This is a genomic window from Hoeflea sp. Naph1 (genome assembly GCF_046837775.1).
Lineage (GTDB): Bacteria > Pseudomonadota > Alphaproteobacteria > Rhizobiales > Rhizobiaceae > Hoeflea.
The window spans coordinates 2,593,949-2,611,442 of the sequence record NZ_CP177286.1; the positions used below are offsets into that span (position 1 = coordinate 2,593,949).

The 17,494-nt window shown below is 58.4% G+C and carries 22 protein-coding genes; 20 read left to right on the top strand and 2 right to left on the bottom strand.

The features are described from left to right. Positions 1–61: 61 nt before the first annotated feature. Positions 62–4,270, top strand: a complete 4,209-nt coding sequence (gene rpoC, locus ACK6D9_RS12315; RefSeq protein WP_412048743.1) for a DNA-directed RNA polymerase subunit beta' — start codon at positions 62–64, stop codon at positions 4,268–4,270. 97 nt (positions 4,271–4,367) lie between these two features. Here the strand turns inward: rpoC and ACK6D9_RS12320 are convergent, their stop codons facing one another. Continuing rightward, on the bottom strand, positions 4,368–4,832 hold the full coding sequence (locus ACK6D9_RS12320; protein ID WP_412048744.1) for a DUF302 domain-containing protein: 465 nt from the start codon (positions 4,830–4,832) through the stop codon (positions 4,368–4,370). Between the two features lie 294 nt (positions 4,833–5,126). Continuing rightward, complete coding sequence (locus tag ACK6D9_RS12325; RefSeq protein ID WP_322989932.1) at positions 5,127–5,423, bottom strand: transcriptional regulator; 297 nt, start codon at positions 5,421–5,423, stop codon at positions 5,127–5,129. 271 nt (positions 5,424–5,694) lie between these two features. Between ACK6D9_RS12325 and ACK6D9_RS12330 the strand changes: the two genes are divergently transcribed. The 19 genes from ACK6D9_RS12330 (at position 5,695) to rplE (ending at position 17,463) form a co-directional block, all read left to right on the top strand. Beyond that, on the top strand, positions 5,695–5,949 hold the full coding sequence (locus ACK6D9_RS12330; RefSeq protein WP_412048745.1) for a GlsB/YeaQ/YmgE family stress response membrane protein: 255 nt from the start codon (positions 5,695–5,697) through the stop codon (positions 5,947–5,949). A 477-nt stretch (positions 5,950–6,426) separates the two neighbouring features. Then, complete coding sequence (rpsL, locus tag ACK6D9_RS12335) at positions 6,427–6,798, top strand: 30S ribosomal protein S12 (protein WP_322989934.1); 372 nt, start codon at positions 6,427–6,429, stop codon at positions 6,796–6,798. A gap of 69 nt (positions 6,799–6,867) precedes the next feature. Further along, positions 6,868–7,338, top strand: coding sequence for a 30S ribosomal protein S7 (gene rpsG, locus ACK6D9_RS12340; RefSeq protein WP_267652264.1), 471 nt, complete (start codon positions 6,868–6,870; stop codon positions 7,336–7,338). 29 nt (positions 7,339–7,367) lie between these two features. Continuing rightward, on the top strand, positions 7,368–9,458 hold the full coding sequence (gene fusA / locus ACK6D9_RS12345; protein ID WP_322989935.1) for an elongation factor G: 2,091 nt from the start codon (positions 7,368–7,370) through the stop codon (positions 9,456–9,458). A gap of 102 nt (positions 9,459–9,560) precedes the next feature. Next, the gene (gene tuf, locus ACK6D9_RS12350) at positions 9,561–10,736 is read left to right on the top strand and encodes an elongation factor Tu (protein WP_412048746.1); all 1,176 of its coding nucleotides are present in this window, start codon (positions 9,561–9,563) and stop codon (positions 10,734–10,736) included. Positions 10,737–10,807: 71 nt separating this feature from the next. After that, a complete protein-coding gene (gene rpsJ / locus ACK6D9_RS12355) occupies positions 10,808–11,116 on the top strand; it encodes a 30S ribosomal protein S10 (RefSeq protein ID WP_003547547.1) in 309 nt (102 codons plus the stop codon). A gap of 78 nt (positions 11,117–11,194) precedes the next feature. Continuing rightward, positions 11,195–11,899 (top strand): 50S ribosomal protein L3, encoded by a 705-nt coding sequence (rplC, locus tag ACK6D9_RS12360; RefSeq protein ID WP_267652267.1) that lies wholly within the window; start codon positions 11,195–11,197, stop codon positions 11,897–11,899. Beyond that, on the top strand, positions 11,899–12,519 hold the full coding sequence (rplD, locus tag ACK6D9_RS12365) for a 50S ribosomal protein L4 (protein WP_412048747.1): 621 nt from the start codon (positions 11,899–11,901) through the stop codon (positions 12,517–12,519). Before rplC ends, rplD begins: the two co-directional genes overlap by 1 nt. Next, positions 12,516–12,809: a 50S ribosomal protein L23 gene (locus tag ACK6D9_RS12370; RefSeq protein WP_412048748.1), complete on the top strand. Its 294-nt coding sequence runs from the start codon at positions 12,516–12,518 to the stop codon at positions 12,807–12,809. The genes rplD and ACK6D9_RS12370 overlap by 4 nt, the downstream gene beginning before the upstream one ends. A 39-nt stretch (positions 12,810–12,848) precedes the next feature. Then, entirely contained in the window at positions 12,849–13,685 is an 837-nt protein-coding gene (gene rplB / locus ACK6D9_RS12375; protein ID WP_412048749.1) for a 50S ribosomal protein L2, read from the top strand. Positions 13,686–13,700: 15 nt separating this feature from the next. Further along, entirely contained in the window at positions 13,701–13,979 is a 279-nt protein-coding gene (gene rpsS, locus ACK6D9_RS12380; RefSeq protein WP_412048750.1) for a 30S ribosomal protein S19, read from the top strand. A 2-nt stretch (positions 13,980–13,981) separates the two neighbouring features. After that, the gene (rplV, locus tag ACK6D9_RS12385; RefSeq protein WP_412048751.1) at positions 13,982–14,371 is read left to right on the top strand and encodes a 50S ribosomal protein L22; all 390 of its coding nucleotides are present in this window, start codon (positions 13,982–13,984) and stop codon (positions 14,369–14,371) included. After that, positions 14,371–15,075, top strand: a complete 705-nt coding sequence (rpsC, locus tag ACK6D9_RS12390; protein ID WP_267652273.1) for a 30S ribosomal protein S3 — start codon at positions 14,371–14,373, stop codon at positions 15,073–15,075. Before rplV ends, rpsC begins: the two co-directional genes overlap by 1 nt. 35 nt (positions 15,076–15,110) lie before the next feature. Further along, positions 15,111–15,524 (top strand): 50S ribosomal protein L16, encoded by a 414-nt coding sequence (rplP, locus tag ACK6D9_RS12395; protein WP_045648399.1) that lies wholly within the window; start codon positions 15,111–15,113, stop codon positions 15,522–15,524. 11 nt (positions 15,525–15,535) lie between these two features. After that, complete coding sequence (gene rpmC, locus ACK6D9_RS12400; protein WP_267652274.1) at positions 15,536–15,736, top strand: 50S ribosomal protein L29; 201 nt, start codon at positions 15,536–15,538, stop codon at positions 15,734–15,736. Between the two features lie 12 nt (positions 15,737–15,748). Continuing rightward, a complete protein-coding gene (gene rpsQ / locus ACK6D9_RS12405; RefSeq protein WP_412048752.1) occupies positions 15,749–15,988 on the top strand; it encodes a 30S ribosomal protein S17 in 240 nt (79 codons plus the stop codon). Between the two features lie 233 nt (positions 15,989–16,221). Beyond that, the gene (rplN, locus tag ACK6D9_RS12410; protein ID WP_267652276.1) at positions 16,222–16,590 is read left to right on the top strand and encodes a 50S ribosomal protein L14; all 369 of its coding nucleotides are present in this window, start codon (positions 16,222–16,224) and stop codon (positions 16,588–16,590) included. An 11-nt stretch (positions 16,591–16,601) separates the two neighbouring features. After that, positions 16,602–16,913: a 50S ribosomal protein L24 gene (gene rplX / locus ACK6D9_RS12415; RefSeq protein ID WP_412048753.1), complete on the top strand. Its 312-nt coding sequence runs from the start codon at positions 16,602–16,604 to the stop codon at positions 16,911–16,913. After that, positions 16,906–17,463, top strand: a complete 558-nt coding sequence (gene rplE, locus ACK6D9_RS12420) for a 50S ribosomal protein L5 (RefSeq protein WP_412048754.1) — start codon at positions 16,906–16,908, stop codon at positions 17,461–17,463. Before rplX ends, rplE begins: the two co-directional genes overlap by 8 nt. The last annotated feature ends 31 nt before the right edge of the window (positions 17,464–17,494 follow it).

Sequence of the window (17,494 nt, forward strand, 5' to 3'; positions counted from 1 at the left end):
TGCCGGGGGTCTGCCGGCGCCGTCGCAAGCCAAGGGCGAACAGCCCTAAAAGGAGACAGGCATGAACCATGAGGTCATGAATCTTTTCAACAACAATGTTCCGGCGCAGACGTTCGATTCCATCCGGATCTCGATCGCCAGCCCCGAGAAGATTCTTTCCTGGTCCTTCGGCGAAATCAAAAAGCCGGAGACGATCAACTACCGTACTTTCAAGCCCGAGCGCGATGGCCTGTTCTGTGCCCGCATTTTCGGTCCTATCAAGGATTACGAATGCCTCTGCGGCAAGTACAAGCGGATGAAGTACAAGGGCGTCATCTGTGAAAAATGCGGCGTCGAAGTTACGCTCAGCCGCGTTCGCCGTGAGCGCATGGGCCATATCGAACTCGCCGCACCGGTTGCCCACATCTGGTTCCTGAAGTCGCTGCCGTCGCGCATCGGCACGCTGCTCGACATGACGCTCAAGGATATCGAGCGGGTTCTCTACTTTGAGAACTACATTGTCACCGAGCCGGGCCTGACGTCGCTCAAGGAGAACTCGCTTCTCTCTGAGGAAGACTACATGGTCGCCGTCGACGAGTTCGGCGAAGATTCGTTCACCGCCATGATCGGCGCTGAAGCGATCTTTGAACTGCTGGCCTCGATGGACCTCGAGCGCATCGCTGGTGAATTGCGCACAGAGCTTGCCTCGACGACTTCTGAACTGAAGCAGAAGAAGTTCATGAAGCGTCTCAAGATCGTTGAGAGCTTCATCGATTCAGGCAACCGTCCCGAATGGATGATCATGAAGGTCGTCCCGGTGATCCCGCCGGACCTGCGTCCGCTGGTGCCGCTCGATGGCGGCCGCTTTGCGACCTCCGACCTGAACGATCTCTATCGCCGCGTGATCAACCGGAATAACCGTCTCAAGCGGCTGATCGAACTGCGTGCGCCTGGCATCATCATCCGCAACGAAAAGCGGATGCTGCAGGAAGCCGTTGATGCGCTGTTCGACAACGGCCGTCGCGGTCGCACCATCACTGGCGCCAACAAGCGTCCGCTGAAGTCTTTGAGCGACATGCTCAAGGGCAAGCAGGGCCGATTCCGTCAGAACCTGCTCGGCAAGCGCGTCGACTATTCCGGCCGTTCGGTCATCGTTACCGGTCCAGAGCTCAAGCTGCATCAGTGTGGCTTGCCCAAGAAGATGGCGCTCGAGCTGTTCAAGCCGTTTATCTATGCGCGCCTTGACGCCAAGGGCTATTCGTCCACGGTCAAGCAGGCCAAGAAGCTGGTTGAGAAGGAAAAGCCGGAAGTTTGGGATATCCTCGACGAGGTCATCCGCGAGCATCCGGTGCTCTTGAACCGCGCGCCGACGCTTCACCGTCTTGGCATTCAGGCATTCGAGCCGGTGCTGGTCGAAGGCAAGGCCATTCAGCTTCACCCGCTGGTCTGTACCGCGTTTAACGCCGACTTCGATGGCGACCAGATGGCGGTCCACGTACCGCTGTCGCTGGAAGCACAGCTTGAAGCCCGTGTGTTGATGATGTCGACCAACAACATTCTGCACCCGGCCAACGGCGCACCGATCATCGTGCCGTCGCAGGACATGGTGCTGGGTCTCTATTATCTCTCGATCCAGGCTGAGAACGAGCCGGGTCAGGGCATGGTGTTCTCCGATATGGGCGAACTGCATCACGCGCTGGAAAACAAGATTGTTACCCTGCACACCAAGATCAAGGGCCGTTTCAAGTCCGTTGACGCCGAAGGCAACCCGGTTTCCAAGATCTTTGAAACCACGCCTGGTCGCATGATCATCGGCGAGCTTCTGCCCAAGAACGTCAATGTGCCGTTCGACACCTGCAACCAGGAAATGACCAAGAAGAACATTTCCCGGATGATCGACACCGTCTACCGCCACTGCGGTCAGAAGGACACGGTGATCTTCTGCGACCGCATCATGCAACTCGGCTTCGGTCATGCCTGCCGCGCCGGCATTTCGTTCGGCAAGGACGACATGGTGATCCCCGATTCCAAGGCCCGGATTGTCGGCGAAACCGACACGATGGTGAAGGAATACGAGCAGCAGTACAATGACGGCCTGATCACTCAGGGCGAGAAGTACAACAAGGTTGTCGATGCCTGGGGCAAGGCTACCGAAAAGGTCGCCGACGAAATGATGGCGCGCATCAAGTCTGTCGAGTTCCATGAAAATGGCCGTCAGAAGCAGATGAATTCGATCTACATGATGAGCCATTCCGGCGCCCGTGGTTCGCCGAGCCAGATGCGTCAGCTGGGCGGCATGCGTGGCCTGATGGCCAAGCCGTCGGGTGAAATCATCGAGACGCCGATCATCTCGAACTTCAAGGAAGGCCTGACCGTGAACGAGTACTTCAACTCGACACACGGTGCCCGTAAGGGACTTGCCGACACCGCGCTGAAGACCGCCAACTCCGGTTACCTGACCCGTCGTCTCGTTGACGTGGCGCAGGATTGCATCGTCAATCAGATTGATTGCGGCACCAAGGAAGGCCTGACGATGACTGCCATCGTCGATGCCGGCCAGGTGGTTGCGTCGATCGGTCAGCGTATTCTTGGACGGACCGCGCTGGACGACATCAATCACCCGATCACTGGCGAAACCATCGTCAAGGCCGGTACCATGGTTGATGAAGCCCAGGTGCTCGAAGTCGAGGCTGCGGGTATTCAGTCGGTGCACATCCGTTCGCCGCTGACGTGCGAAATCCAGACCGGCATCTGTGCGGCCTGCTACGGTCGCGACCTGGCTCGCGGTACGCCGGTCAACATCGGTGAAGCTGTCGGCGTTATCGCTGCGCAGTCGATCGGTGAGCCTGGTACCCAGCTGACCATGCGTACCTTCCACCTTGGCGGCACAGCCACCGTGGTTGATACCTCGTTCCTGGAAGCCTCTTACGAGGGTACGGTTCGCATCAAGAACCGCAACATGCTGCGTAACTCCGATGGCAACCTGATTGCCATGGGCCGCAGCATGGCGATCCAGATCCTCGATGAGGGCGGCACGGAGCGGTCATCGCAGCGTGTTGCTTATGGTTCGAAGATCTATGTGGACGACGGCGACGCGGTCAAGCGCGGTCAGCGTCTGGCCGAGTGGGATCCGTACACACGTCCGATGATGACCGAAGTCGAGGGTACCGTGGAATTCGAAGATGTCGTCGACGGCATCTCGGTTCTCGAAGCCACCGATGAGGCAACCGGCATCACCAAGCGTCAGGTCATTGATTGGCGTTCGACCCCGCGCGGTGTCGATCTCAAGCCGTCGATTGTCATCAAGGGCAAGGACGGCGAGATCGCCAAGCTGGCACGTGGCGGCGAAGCCCGCTTCCAATTGTCGGTGGATGCGATCCTGTCGGTCGAACCCGGTGCCAAGGTCAGCCAGGGCGATGTTCTCGCCCGTGTGCCGCTCGAAAGCGCCAAGACCAAGGACATCACCGGTGGTCTGCCGCGTGTTGCGGAACTGTTCGAAGCCCGCCGTCCGAAGGATCACGCCATCATCGCCGAGATCGATGGTACGATCCGCTTCGGCCGCGACTACAAGAACAAGCGTCGCATCCAGATCGAGTCGGCTGACGATAGTATCGAGTCCGTCGAGTATCTCATCCCGAAGGGCAAGCCCTTCCACCTGCAGGATGGCGATTACATCGAAAAGGGCGATTACATCCTTGATGGCAACCCGGCACCGCATGACATTCTGGCGATCAAGGGCGTGGAGGCACTTGCCTCGTATCTCGTCAACGAGATCCAGGAAGTCTATCGTCTGCAGGGCGTTCTCATCAACGACAAGCACATCGAAGTGATTGTCCGGCAGATGCTGCAGAAGGTCGAAGTCACCGATGCGGGCGATTCCGTCTACATCGTCGGCGACAATGTCGACCAGATCGAGCTCGACAATGCCAATGACCGTCTGATCGAGCAGGGCAAGAAGCCGGCACACGGCGTTCCGGTTCTGCTTGGTATCACCAAGGCCTCGCTGCAGACCCCGTCCTTCATCTCGGCGGCTTCGTTCCAGGAGACCACCAAGGTGCTTACCGAGGCTGCGGTCGCCGGCAAGGTCGATACGTTGCAGGGCTTGAAGGAGAACGTCATCGTCGGACGTCTGGTGCCAGCAGGTACCGGCGGCACCATGACCCAGATCCGTCGCATCGCCACATCGCGCGACGATCTGATCATCGACGAGCGACGCAAGACATCCGGTGCGGAAACGGCAGCGCCGATGCTGACCGACATGGCCAGCGAAGAGCCATCGCCCGCCGAATAGGACCAAACCTCCGATCCAATAAAAAAGGCCGCCTTTCGGGGCGGCCTTTTCGTTTCTGAAGATCGGATCTTTTCGTTTCTGAAGATCGGATTATGAACTACTTTGAAGCGGCATCGGTCAATTTGCCCAGTGCCCCTGCCATCACCTTGAAAGCCTCGTCAGCCCCCTTGACCTTGTGGCGTGTCTTCAGAGCCGCAGGATCGAGATAACCGATACGGGTCTGGCCCTGCTCATCCCAGATAAGCACGCGGTTGGGCAGGTCGATCCCGGCACGCGGTGAAGCCTGCAGGATCGGAGTTCCGATTTTGGGATTGCCGAACATGACCAACGTCATGTCGGCAAGCTCCGCATCAATGCTCTTGGCGCCGGCTGCGTGATCCACGCGGGCAAACACCTTGGCGCCGGCCTTTTCCACTGCTGCCACCAATTTGTCGGCGGTCTGTTCCACCGATGCGTCACTGTTCTTGACGATCCAGCCATCATCCGCGGCTGCCGATCCGGCAGTTGCCATGACCAGCGTTGCTGCGGCGGCTGCGAATTTTAGTTTTCTCGAGAATGTCATGATCTACCGTCTCCCTCGACTGTTACAAATATTGCTGTCAACGGCTGGAAGCATCCACTGGTTCCCGGCAATTCGACCGAACGGTCTATGCCGCTGGGCAGGCTGTAGCAGATTGCGCCGCAACGCGCTGACATCGCAGACAAACACATCGCCGAGCCGGGGCTAAATCACCTTTGCAGCTTTGCGTGCACGATATGGTGATTGCCGGTTTGCGGGGTGGGGAGGAAGGTTGGTGACCCGAGGCGCCGGCGCGCCTTGGAAGGCAGCCGCGTCACCGCGGTAGAGCAGGGGAGTTCAGTCGAAGGCGATGACCGCAACTTCACCTTCGAGTGCGCCCTGATAGGCCGACGCATGCGGTTCTTCGTCCGGCATCCCGCCCATCAGGCCAATCTGGTCGAGATCGGCTTCGGCAAAGCCCTTGGCCGACAGCGCGTCGAGGCAATGCCGCACGGCGGTATCTTCATCGGGCGCGACGAGGAGCACATGAAACGGTCGTTTGTCGCCGCCCTTTTGCCGGCTTACCTGGCCGATGACGATGAAAACGGTTGCCGTGCTGCTGTCATCGTCCTGATTGTCGTTGTCAAACTTCATGGCACCATCCTTTCTGCATCGGGGTAGGCGCCTGTTTGTCATGTTGCAGCCGCGAAGGCAACGCGATCGTCGGGCGCGCGCCGGTGCCTACTCCGCTGGTTTCCAGTCGGGTTGCGGTGGTGTTTGCGCCCGGATCGACTTCGTGTGCTTCTCTGGTAATGTGAAGCCCCGGGGACGTCGGTTGCGAAGCTGACGCCGAGGGAAGGGCGCTCTGGTGGGTATGTGCCCAGCTACCAGGCGTCTTGGCGTATCGGGCATATGAGGGACAAACATGGATATCGGAAGTCTTGTGGTTTTTCTGCTGATCGGCGCAGTCGCCGGTTGGCTTGCCGGCATCATCATGAAGGGATTTGGCTTTGGTCTGATTGGCAACATCGTGGTCGGGATTGTCGGCGCTTTCATCGCCGGTCTGGTCCTGCCGAGGGTCGGTATTGTCATTGGCGGCGGCATACTTGGCTCGATCATTCACGCCACCATCGGTGCGGTGATCCTGTTATTCATCATCGGGCTCGTCAAACGCGCCTGAGCTGACACAGAATCGGATTCGACAAGCCGATTCGCAGTCAGGCCCGTGATGCCGGGCCTGACTGGCTGTTGCAGGCGAGTCGGCATGGCCGGCTTGGTGTCGCGACGCAAAAAAAGCCGGACTCAGAGGCTGGAAGTCCTAATAATCTGTCGCAGCGGCCCAGAGACGGTCATGTGAGGGCCGCAAAAGATGTTTTTCTTCGTCATGGCCTTGACGGAATGGGGGGAAGCCAGTAGTTACCGGCCACTGAGATCGATGTGAGGCGCTTTTCTCCGGGACGACACGTTCTGGAAGTTGTCTCAAACAAGGTTCCAAACTGCACTGCGAACTGACAATGCTGCACGCACGACGCTGACTTTCGCGTCCTCTGCTTTTTGGGGTCCTCCGGTAAAACCGGATCGGCCCTTGTTTTGCGCATACTGTTTGCAGCCGAGGTGGTCCGAAAGGGCGAAACATGAATTCTAAAGGGATGGTTACATGCCAACTGTAAACCAGCTGATCCGCAAGCCGCGCCAGGCGCCGGTAAAGCACAACAAGGTTCCCGCGCTGGAGCGAAATCCGCAGAAGCGCGGCGTTTGCACCCGTGTGTATACCACGACCCCGAAGAAGCCGAACTCGGCGCTTCGTAAGGTTGCCAAGATCCGCCTGACCAATGGCTACGAAGTGATCGGCTACATTCCGGGTGAAGGTCATAACCTTCAGGAACACTCGGTTGTGATGATCCGCGGCGGCCGCGTCAAGGATTTGCCCGGCGTGCGTTACCACATCATCCGTGGTGTCCTCGATACTCAGGGCGTCAAGAACCGCAAGCAGCGCCGCTCGAAGTACGGCGCCAAGCGTCCGAAGTAATATGTGTCGGCCAGTCGCGTCATTCCATGCGGCTGGCTGTTTCGACCCATCAGTTGAAAGACGAAAAGTATGTCACGACGTCACAGTGCAGAGAAGCGTGAGATCAACCCGGACCCGAAGTTCGGCGATCTGGTCATCACCAAATTCATGAACGCCATCATGATGCACGGCAAGAAATCAGTTGCCGAGCAGATCGTCTATGGTGCGCTTGATCAGGTAGAGACGCGCTCCAAGTCGGAGCCGGTCACACAGTTCCATACAGCGCTCGAAAATGTTGCGCCGCATGTGGAAGTTCGCTCACGCCGTGTTGGCGGTGCCACCTATCAGGTGCCGGTTGATGTGCGCCCCGAGCGTCGTCAGGCTTTGGCCATCCGTTGGCTGATTGCCGCAGCGCGCAAGCGTAACGAGACCACCATGGTTGAGCGCCTGTCGGGCGAACTCATGGATGCTGCAAACAATCGCGGCAGCGCGGTCAAGAAGCGGGAAGATACCCACAAGATGGCCGATGCAAACCGCGCATTCTCGCATTACCGCTGGTAATAACGACCCGCACTCGAAAGGCATTCAAGATGGCGCGCGAATACGCAATCGAAGACTACCGAAATTTCGGCATTATGGCGCATATCGACGCTGGCAAGACCACGACCACCGAGCGGGTGCTGTTTTATACCGGCAAGTCCCACAAGATCGGTGAAGTTCATGACGGCGCAGCCACCATGGACTGGATGGAGCAGGAGCAGGAGCGTGGTATTACCATCACCTCTGCTGCGACCACCACGTTCTGGAAAGGCCGCACCGGCAAGGTTTGTCACTTCAACATCATCGACACCCCAGGCCACGTTGACTTCACCATTGAAGTCGAGCGTTCGCTGCGTGTGCTCGACGGCGCCATTGCGCTGCTTGACGCCAATGCCGGTGTCGAGCCTCAGACTGAAACCGTCTGGCGCCAGGCTGACAAGTACAATGTCCCGCGGATGATCTTCTGCAACAAGATGGACAAGACCGGCGCCGACTTCTATCGCTCGGTATCGATGGTCAAGTCGCGTCTCGGTGCGATCCCGGTTGTCATGCAGCTGCCGATTGGCGCTGAAACCGAATTCAAGGGCGTTGTCGATCTGGTCGAGATGAATGCGCTGGTTTGGCGTGATGAATCGCTCGGCGCTCAGTGGGACATTGTGGAAATTCCCGACGATCTCAAGGAGAGGGCCGCGGAATACCGCGAACTGCTCATCGAGACTGCCGTGGAAGCCGATGAGGCCGCCATGGAGCGTTACCTCGAAGGTACGATGCCGGACAATGACGAACTGCGTGCATTGGTCCGCAAGGGTACCATCGCCGTTCAGTTCTTCCCGATGTTTTGTGGTTCGGCCTTCAAGAACAAGGGCGTTCAGCCGCTTCTCGATGCAGTGGTCGACTATCTGCCGAGCCCGATCGACGTGCCGCCGATTGAAGGCATTGACGTCAAGACCGAAGAGCCGACAACCCGTCCCGCTTCCGATGATGCGCCGATGGCATTGCTGGCATTCAAGGTAATGAACGATCCGTTCGTCGGTTCGCTCACCTTTGCCCGGATCTACTCCGGCAAGCTCGAAAAGGGCTCGTCGGTAATGAATACGGTCAAGGACAAGCGCGAACGCGTCGGTCGCATGCTGCAGATGCACTCGAATTCTCGTGAAGATGTCGAGGAAGCTTTTGCTGGCGATATCGTCGCACTTGCCGGTCTGAAGGAAACCACTACGGGTGACACGCTGTGTGATCCGCTCAAGCAGGTGATCCTTGAGCGCATGGAATTCCCTGAGCCGGTGATTCAGATTGCGATCGAGCCGAAGACCAAGGGCGACCAGGAAAAGATGGGCCTCGCGCTCAACCGCCTGGCAGCTGAGGATCCTTCGTTCCGCGTCAAGACCGACGAAGAATCCGGGCAGACGATCATTGCCGGCATGGGCGAATTGCACCTCGACATTCTCGTTGACCGTATGCGTCGCGAGTTCAAGGTCGAAGCCAACGTCGGTGCGCCGCAGGTTGCCTACCGTGAATCGATTACCAAGGCTTATGAAGCCGATTACACCCACAAGAAGCAGTCGGGTGGTTCGGGTCAGTTTGCACGCGTCAAGATCCGCTTCGAGCCGAATGACGAGACCGAAGATTTCATCTTCGAATCCAAGGTCGTCGGTGGTTCGGTTCCCAAGGAATACATCCCTGGCGTCCAGAAGGGCATCAACAGCGTGATGAATTCCGGACCGCTTGCGGGCTTCCCGATGCTGGGTATCAAGGCAACGTTGATCGATGGCGCCTACCACGATGTGGACTCCAGCGTCCTCGCCTTCGAAATCGCCGGTCGCGCTTGCTTCCGCGAGAACTCGAAGTTCATGGGCCCGCAGCTTCTTGAGCCGATCATGGCTGTTGAAGTTGTCACCCCGGAAGATTACGTCGGTGACGTGATTGGCGACCTGAACTCCCGCCGTGGTCAGATCCAGGGGCAGGAAATGCGCGGCATCGCCGTGGTCATCGACGCTCATGTGCCGCTGGCCAATATGTTCAAATACGTTGATACGCTGCGCTCGATGTCGCAAGGCCGCGCCCAGTACACGATGACGTTTGATCACTACGCACCGGTTCCGTCGAATGTCTCCCAGGAGATCCAGGCGAAATACGCATAATTTGCCGGATTGCCGGGCCCGCGTCTCACGACGCCGGCCCGGACCGGAGACCGAAACAGTAAATTGCCCCGCAACGGGCTGAATGAGAATGGAGAGCCGACGATGGCAAAGGGTAAGTTCGAGCGCAATAAGCCGCATGTTAACATCGGCACGATTGGTCACGTTGACCACGGCAAGACGTCCTTGACGGCTGCGATCACCAAGTATTTTGGTGATTACAAGGCCTATGAGCAGATTGACGCTGCACCTGAAGAGAAGGCCCGCGGCATCACCATTTCGACCTCGCACGTCGAATATGAAACCGAAGCGCGGCACTACGCCCACGTCGATTGCCCCGGTCACGCCGACTATGTGAAGAACATGATCACCGGCGCCGCGCAGATGGACGGCGCGATCCTGGTTGTCTCGGCTGCCGACGGCCCGATGCCCCAGACCCGCGAGCACATCCTGCTTGCCCGTCAGGTTGGCGTTCCGTCGCTGGTTGTCTTCCTCAACAAGGTCGACCAGGTTGACGACGAAGAACTTCTCGAACTCGTCGAGATGGAAGTTCGCGAACTGCTGTCGTCCTACGACTTCCCGGGCGACGATATTCCGATCATCAAGGGTTCGGCGCTTGTCGCGCTCAACGATGGCGACAAGGCCCAGGGCGAAGACTCGATCCGCGCGCTGATGGCTGCCGTTGACGAATACATCCCGACGCCTGAGCGTCCGATCAACATGCCGTTCCTGATGCCGATCGAAGACGTGTTCTCGATCTCCGGTCGTGGCACGGTTGTCACCGGCCGCGTCGAGCGTGGCGTTGTCAAGGTTGGCGAGGAAATCGAGATCGTCGGTATCCGCGACACCCAGAAGACGGTCTGCACCGGCGTTGAAATGTTCCGCAAGCTGCTCGATCAGGGCCAGGCTGGCGACAACATCGGCGCCCTGCTTCGCGGCATTGGCCGTGAGGACGTCGAGCGTGGCCAGATCCTGTGCAAGCCGGGTTCGGTCAAGCCGCACACCAAGTTCAAGGCAGAAGCCTACATTCTGACCAAGGAAGAGGGTGGCCGTCATACGCCGTTCTTTACCAACTACCGTCCGCAGTTCTACTTCCGCACGACCGACGTGACGGGTGTGGTGACACTGCCGGAAGGTACCGAAATGGTGATGCCGGGCGACAACATTTCGGCTGACGTGACGCTGATCGTGCCGATCGCGATGGAAGAGAAGCTCCGCTTCGCCATCCGCGAAGGCGGCCGCACCGTTGGTGCCGGCATCGTCGCTTCGATCATCGAGTAACAAACTGGGTCAGGTCGCGCGGTTCGGTTCAACCGGATCGCGCGGTCCTCACACAAGCAAGGACAATTCGAATGAACGGTCAGAACATCCGCATCCGCCTCAAGGCGTTTGATCACCGGATCCTTGATGCCTCCACGCGTGAAATCGTGTCGACGGCAAAGCGGACCGGCGCGAGCGTCCGTGGCCCGGTCCCGCTGCCGACCCGGATCGAAAAATTTACGGTCAACCGCTCGCCGCATATCGACAAGAAGAGCCGCGAGCAGTTTGAGATGCGCACCCACAAGCGCCTTCTCGATATAGTTGATCCGACCCCGCAGACCGTTGATGCGCTTATGAAGCTGGATCTCGCCGCGGGTGTTGATGTGGAAATCAAGCTTTAAGGCCCAGGGCCTTAAGGACAGGGAACGAGGCAGGTAGGGGCAGGGCCCCGACAGGCTCATCTCAAGAGGAATGAACCGATGCGTTCAGGTGTGATTGCACAAAAAGTGGGAATGACCCGGGTCTACAACGACGCCGGAGACCATATCCCCGTGACCGTCCTGCGGATGGAAAACTGCCAGGTGGTAGCCCAACGTACGGAAGAGAAGAACGGCTATACCGCTGTTCAGCTCGGCGCTGGCGTCGCCAAGGTCAAGAATACGTCCAAGGCCATGCGCGGAAACTTCGCCATTGCCAATGTCGAACCCAAGGCCAAGCTGGTCGAGTTCCGTGTGAGCTCGGACAACTTGATCGATGTCGGTTCTGAAATTGCGGCGAGTCATTTCGTCGCCGGCCAGCTGGTCGATGTTTCCGGTGTTACTCAGGGTAAAGGCTTTGCCGGCGCCATGAAGCGCCACGGTTTCGGCGGTCTTCGCGCCACCCACGGCGTTTCGGTCTCGCACCGTTCGCACGGCTCGACCGGTTCCAATCAGGATCCGGGCAAGGTCTGGAAGGGCAAGAAGATGGCAGGCCACATGGGTAGTACCCGCGTGACCACGCAGAACCTCGAAATTGTCTCGACCGATGTCGATCGCGGCCTGATCCTTATCAAGGGTGCGGTTCCGGGCTCCAAGGGTGCCTGGATCGTTGTTCGCGACGCCGTCAAGTCCGGTATCCCGGCTGATGCGCCCCTTCCTGCGGCGCTTCGCGCGGCAGCCAACGTATCGAATGAGGGAGCCGAATAATGGATCTTACCGTCACCACCCTCGAGGGCAAGGACGCAGGAAAGATTTCGCTTTCCGACGCGATCTTCGGTCTCGAGCCGCGCCAGGATCTGATCCAGCGCATCGTGCGCTGGCAGCTTGCAAAGAAGCAGCAGGGCGGTCACAAGACCCTCAGCCGCTCGGAAATTGCCCGCACCGGCGCCAAGATGTTCAAGCAGAAGGGTACGGGCCGCGCCCGTCACCACGCTGCAAGTGCACCGCAGTTTCGTGGCGGCGGCCGGGCTCACGGTCCGGTTCTTCGCAGCCACGCCCATGACCTTCCCAAGAAGGTGAGGGCACTGGGCCTGAGGCATGCGCTTTCGGCCAAGTTTGCAGCGTCCGAGATCGTCGTGATCGACAGTCTTTCGGCTTCCGATCCGAAGACCAAGGCGCTGGCTGGTTCGCTGAACAAGCTCGGCCTCGTCAACGCCCTGTTCATCGGTGGCGCCGAGGTTGACAAGAACTTCAGCCTCGCAGCGGCCAACATTCCGAATGTCGATGTGTTGCCGATCCAGGGTATCAATGTTTATGACATCTTGCGCCGCGGCAAGCTGGTCTTGTCGAAAGACGCTATCGCGGCTCTGGAGGAGCGCTTCAAATGACGGACATTCGCCATTATGATGTGATCGTCTCTCCGTCGATCACTGAAAAATCAACATTCGTCTCTGAGCAGAACCAGGTTGTCTTCAACGTCGCCCGGCGTGCTACCAAGCCTCAAATCAAGGCTGCGGTTGAGGCACTGTTCGGTGTCAAGGTTACTGCGGTCAATACGCTGCTGCGCAAGGGTAAGACCAAGCGCTTCCGGGGTATCGCGGGCCGCCAGTCAGATGTGAAAAAGGCGTATGTGACGCTTGCCGAAGGGCAGTCGATCGACGTCTCCACCGGTCTGTAAGGACTGCGCGGGAATAAGCCCTCAAAAGGGAACAGGAAAATGGCACTGAAAAGTTACAATCCGACGACCCCGAGCCAGCGTCAGCTGGTCATCGTTGATCGTTCGGGTCTTCATCGCGGAAAGCCGGTCAAGTCTTTGACACAGGGCCTCCACAGCAAGGGTGGCCGTAACAACCACGGCCGGGTCACAGCCCAGTCGATTGGTGGTGGTCACAAGCGCACCTACCGCATGGTCGATTTCAAGCGTCGCAAGTTCGACGTTGAGGCCACTGTCGAGCGTATGGAATACGACCCCAACCGGTCGGCTTTCATCGCGCTGATCACCTATGCCGACGGCGAGAAGTCCTATATTCTCGCACCGCAGCGTCTGACTGCCGGTGACAAGGTGATTTCGTCCGACAAGGCCGTGGACGTGAAGCCGGGCAATTGCATGCCGCTTCAGTTCATGCCGGTCGGCACGATCGTGCACAACATCGAGATGAAGCCGGCCAAGGGCGGTCAGGTTGCCCGCTCCGCAGGCGGCTACGCTCAGTTGGTTGGTCGTGACCAGGGCATGGCAATCATGCGCTTGAACTCGGGCGAACAGCGTCTGGTTCAGGGCGCCTGCCTCGCCACTGTCGGTGCGGTGTCCAATCCGGATCATTCCAATACCAACGATGGCAAGGCCGGTCGGTCGCGCTGGAGGGGCAAGCGCCCGCATGTTCGCGGTGTTGCCATGAACCCGGTCGATCACCCGCACGGCGGTGGCGAAGGCCGTACCTCCGGTGGTCGTCACCCGGTGACCCCCTGGGGCAAGCCGACCAAGGGCAAGCGCACACGTTCGAACAAGTCGACAGACAAGTTCATCATGCGTTCGCGCCATCAGCGTAAGAAATAAGAGAGGAAGTCTCCAATGGCTCGTTCAATATGGAAAGGTCCGTTTGTTGACGGCTATCTTCTCAAGAAAGCTGAGAAGGTTCGCGAAGGCGGCCGCAACGAAGTGATCAAAATGTGGAGCCGCCGCTCCACCATCATGCCGCAGTTCGTCGGCTTGACATTCGGCGTGTACAACGGAAGCAAGCACATTCCGGTCAACGTGTCCGAGGACATGGTCGGCCAGAAGTTTGGCGAATACTCTCCGACGCGGACGTATTACGGCCATGGCGCCGACAAGAAAGCGAAGAGGAAGTAACGATGGGCAAGGCTAAAACCGAACGCCGGCTCAAGGATAACGAGGCGCAGGCAGTTGCCCGCACCATTCGTGTCAGCCCGCAGAAGCTTAACCTGGTCGCCGCCCTTATCCGCGGCAAGAAGGTTGACAAGGCACTGGCCGAGCTTGAGTTTTCGCGCAAGCGCATCGCTTCGACCGTCAGGAAGACGCTTGAATCGGCGATCGCAAACGCCGAGAACAACCACGACCTTGATGTTGATTCGCTGATCGTTGCCGAAGCTTATGTCGGTAAGTCGATTGTCATGAAGCGTTTCCATGCTCGTGGCCGCGGCCGCGCCTCGCGGGTCGAAAAGCCATTCGCGCATTTGACCATCGTCGTGCGTGAGATGGAAGCCAAAGAGGAGGCCGCGTAATGGGTCAGAAAATCAATCCAATCGGTTTTCGCCTTGGCATCAACCGTACCTGGGACAGCCGTTGGTTCGCCGACAATGCCGAATACGGCAAGCTGCTTCATGAAGACCTGAAGATACGCAAGTACCTGCAGAACGAACTCAAGCAGGCCGGCGTTTCCAAGATCGTCATCGAACGTCCGCACAAGAAGTGCCGCGTTACCATTCACGCTGCCCGCCCTGGCCTGATCATCGGCAAGAAGGGTGCGGACATCGAGAAGCTGCGCCGCAAGCTTGGCGAAATGACTCAGTCGGAAACGCACCTCAACATCGTTGAAGTGCGCAAGCCGGAAGTCGACGCCACCCTGGTTGCGCAGTCGATTGCCCAGCAGCTCGAGCGCCGTATTGCTTTCCGTCGCGCCATGAAGCGCTCGGTTCAGTCGGCCATGCGTCTTGGCGCCGAAGGCATCAAGATCACTTGTGGTGGTCGTCTCGGCGGCGCGGAAATCGCGCGGACCGAATGGTACCGTGAGGGCCGGGTTCCGCTTCACACGCTGCGCGCCGATATCGATTACGGCACGGCTGAAGCCAAGACCGCTTACGGAATTTGTGGCGTCAAGGTCTGGATCTTCAAGGGCGAAATTCTTGAGCATGATCCTATGGCGTCTGAACGTCGCGCCACGGAAGGCGACGCATCGGGCGGCAACCGTCGGCGCGAACACGCCTGATTTTGCGCCAGGCAGACAATTCGGAGAATTAGACAATGTTGCAGCCAAAGCGTACTAAGTACCGCAAGCAGTTCAAGGGCCGCATCAAGGGCGTGGCCAAGGGCGGCTCGGACTTGAATTTCGGAGCTTACGGCTTGAAGGCACAAGAGCCCGATCGCGTTAATGCACGTCAGATCGAAGCGGCTCGTCGCGCCATCACCCGTCACATGAAGCGTGCCGGCCGTGTTTGGATCCGCATCTTCCCGGACGTTCCTGTCACATCCAAGCCGACGGAAGTCCGCATGGGTAAGGGCAAGGGTTCGGTTGATTACTGGGCGGCCAAGGTCAAGCCCGGACGGATCATGTTCGAAATCGACGGCGTCAGCGAAGAGCTTGCCCGTGAAGCCCTGCGTCTCGGCGCAGCCAAGCTTTCGGTCAAGACCCGCTTCGTACAGCGCATCGCAGAGTAAGGAGACGGATCATGAAAGCCGCAGATGTTCGCGCCATGAGCGTTGACCAACTCAATGACGAGCTCGCCAAGCTGAAGAAAGAGCAGTTCAACCTGCGCTTTCAGGGCGCCACCGGGCAGCTGGAAAAGACTTCGCGAGTCAGGGAAGTCCGCCGCGACGTCGCTCGCATCAAAACCATTGCCCGCCAGAAGGCGGCCGAATCCAAGGCCTAAGGACCGAAGAACATGCCAAAACGCATTCTGCAGGGCACTGTTGTCAGTGACAAGAACGAGAAGACCGTGGTTGTCCGCGTGGAACGCCGTTTCGCGCATCCGGTCATGCGGAAAATCGTGCGCCGCTCGAAGAACTACAAGGCGCATGACGAAAACAACCAGCACAAGGTTGGCGATGCTGTTTCCATTCAGGAATGCGCACCGATTTCCAAGGACAAACGCTGGACTGTCGTCGAGATAGCCCAGGCTTGAATGAACGGTTTTGAGGCGAGGCTATTGCACCTTGCCGAGAATCCTGTATGAAGCAGGCCATTGGCGCAGAACGCCCGGGAATCGGGCGTTCTTCTGCTTTCAGCGCATGGAAGGTCCGCTCGCGGAAACCACCTTGGCAATATCCTTCCCGCGCACAAAAGAATTGACTCATAAGCTGGCATAGGTGGCCTTTGTGCCCAACCGTGTCGGTAACAACAAGAAGGCGGCCTGATATGATTCAGATGCAAACAAACCTCGACGTCGCGGATAATTCCGGCGCTCGTCGTGTCATGTGCATCAAGGTTCTGGGCGGTTCAAAACGGAAATATGCTTCCATCGGCGACATCATTGTCGTCTCGATCAAGGAAGCCATTCCGCGCGGCCGCGTCAAGAAGGGTGATGTGATGAAGGCGGTTGTCGTTCGCACGGCCAAGGACATCCGTCGCGCCGATGGCAGCGTGATCCGTTTTGACGGAAACGCAGCTGTCCTGATCGACAACAAGAAAGAGCCGATCGGCACCCGTATCTTCGGACCGGTTCCGCGCGAATTGCGCGCCAAGAGCCACATGAAGATCATCTCCCTGGCTCCTGAAGTGCTGTAAGGAACGAACCGATGCAAAAGATCCGCAAAGGCGACAAGGTCGTCGTTCTGGCAGGCAAGGACAAGGGCCGCACTGGCGAAGTCCTCGTCGTGATGCCGAAAGAAGACCGGGCCGTGGTCCGGGGTTTGAACATGGTCAAGCGCCACCAGCGCCAGTCCCAGACCCAGGAAGCCGGCATCATCAATAAGGAAGCCTCGCTTCATCTCTCCAACCTCGCGGTTGCAGACCCCAAGGACGGCAAGCCGACCCGTGTCGGTTTCCGCGTCGAGGGCGAGAAGAAGGTGCGCGTGGCAAAGCGTTCTGGAGAAGTGATCGATGGCTGAAGCAAAGTATGAGCCGCGGCTCAAGACCGAATATGTTCAGCGCATTCGCAAGGCTATGCAGGAAAAGTTCGCCTACGCGAACGAAATGCAGATCCCGCGTATGGACAAGATCGTAATCAATATGGGCGTTGGTGAATCCACCGCCGATTCCAAGAAGCCCGCGATTGCGGCTGAAGACCTGGCGGCAATCGCTGGTCAGAAGCCTGTTATTACCCGCGCACGCAATTCGATCGCCGGCTTCAAGCTGCGCGAAGATATGCCGATCGGCGCCAAGGTTACGCTTCGCGGCGCTCGTATGTTTGAGTTCATGGACCGTCTTGTCACCATCGCGCTTCCGCGCGTTCGTGACTTTCGCGGCCTGAACCCGAAGAGCTTTGACGGCCGTGGCAACTTCGCCATGGGCATCAAGGAACACATCGTGTTTCCGGAGGTCAACTACGACAAGGTTGACCAGATCTGGGGCATGGACGTCATCGTTTGTACGACGGCTAAAACGGACGACGAAGCACGGGCTCTTCTCAAAGAGTTCAACTTCCCTTTCCCCCAGTAGTCGTAACGGCATTCATGAAAAAGGATATCTG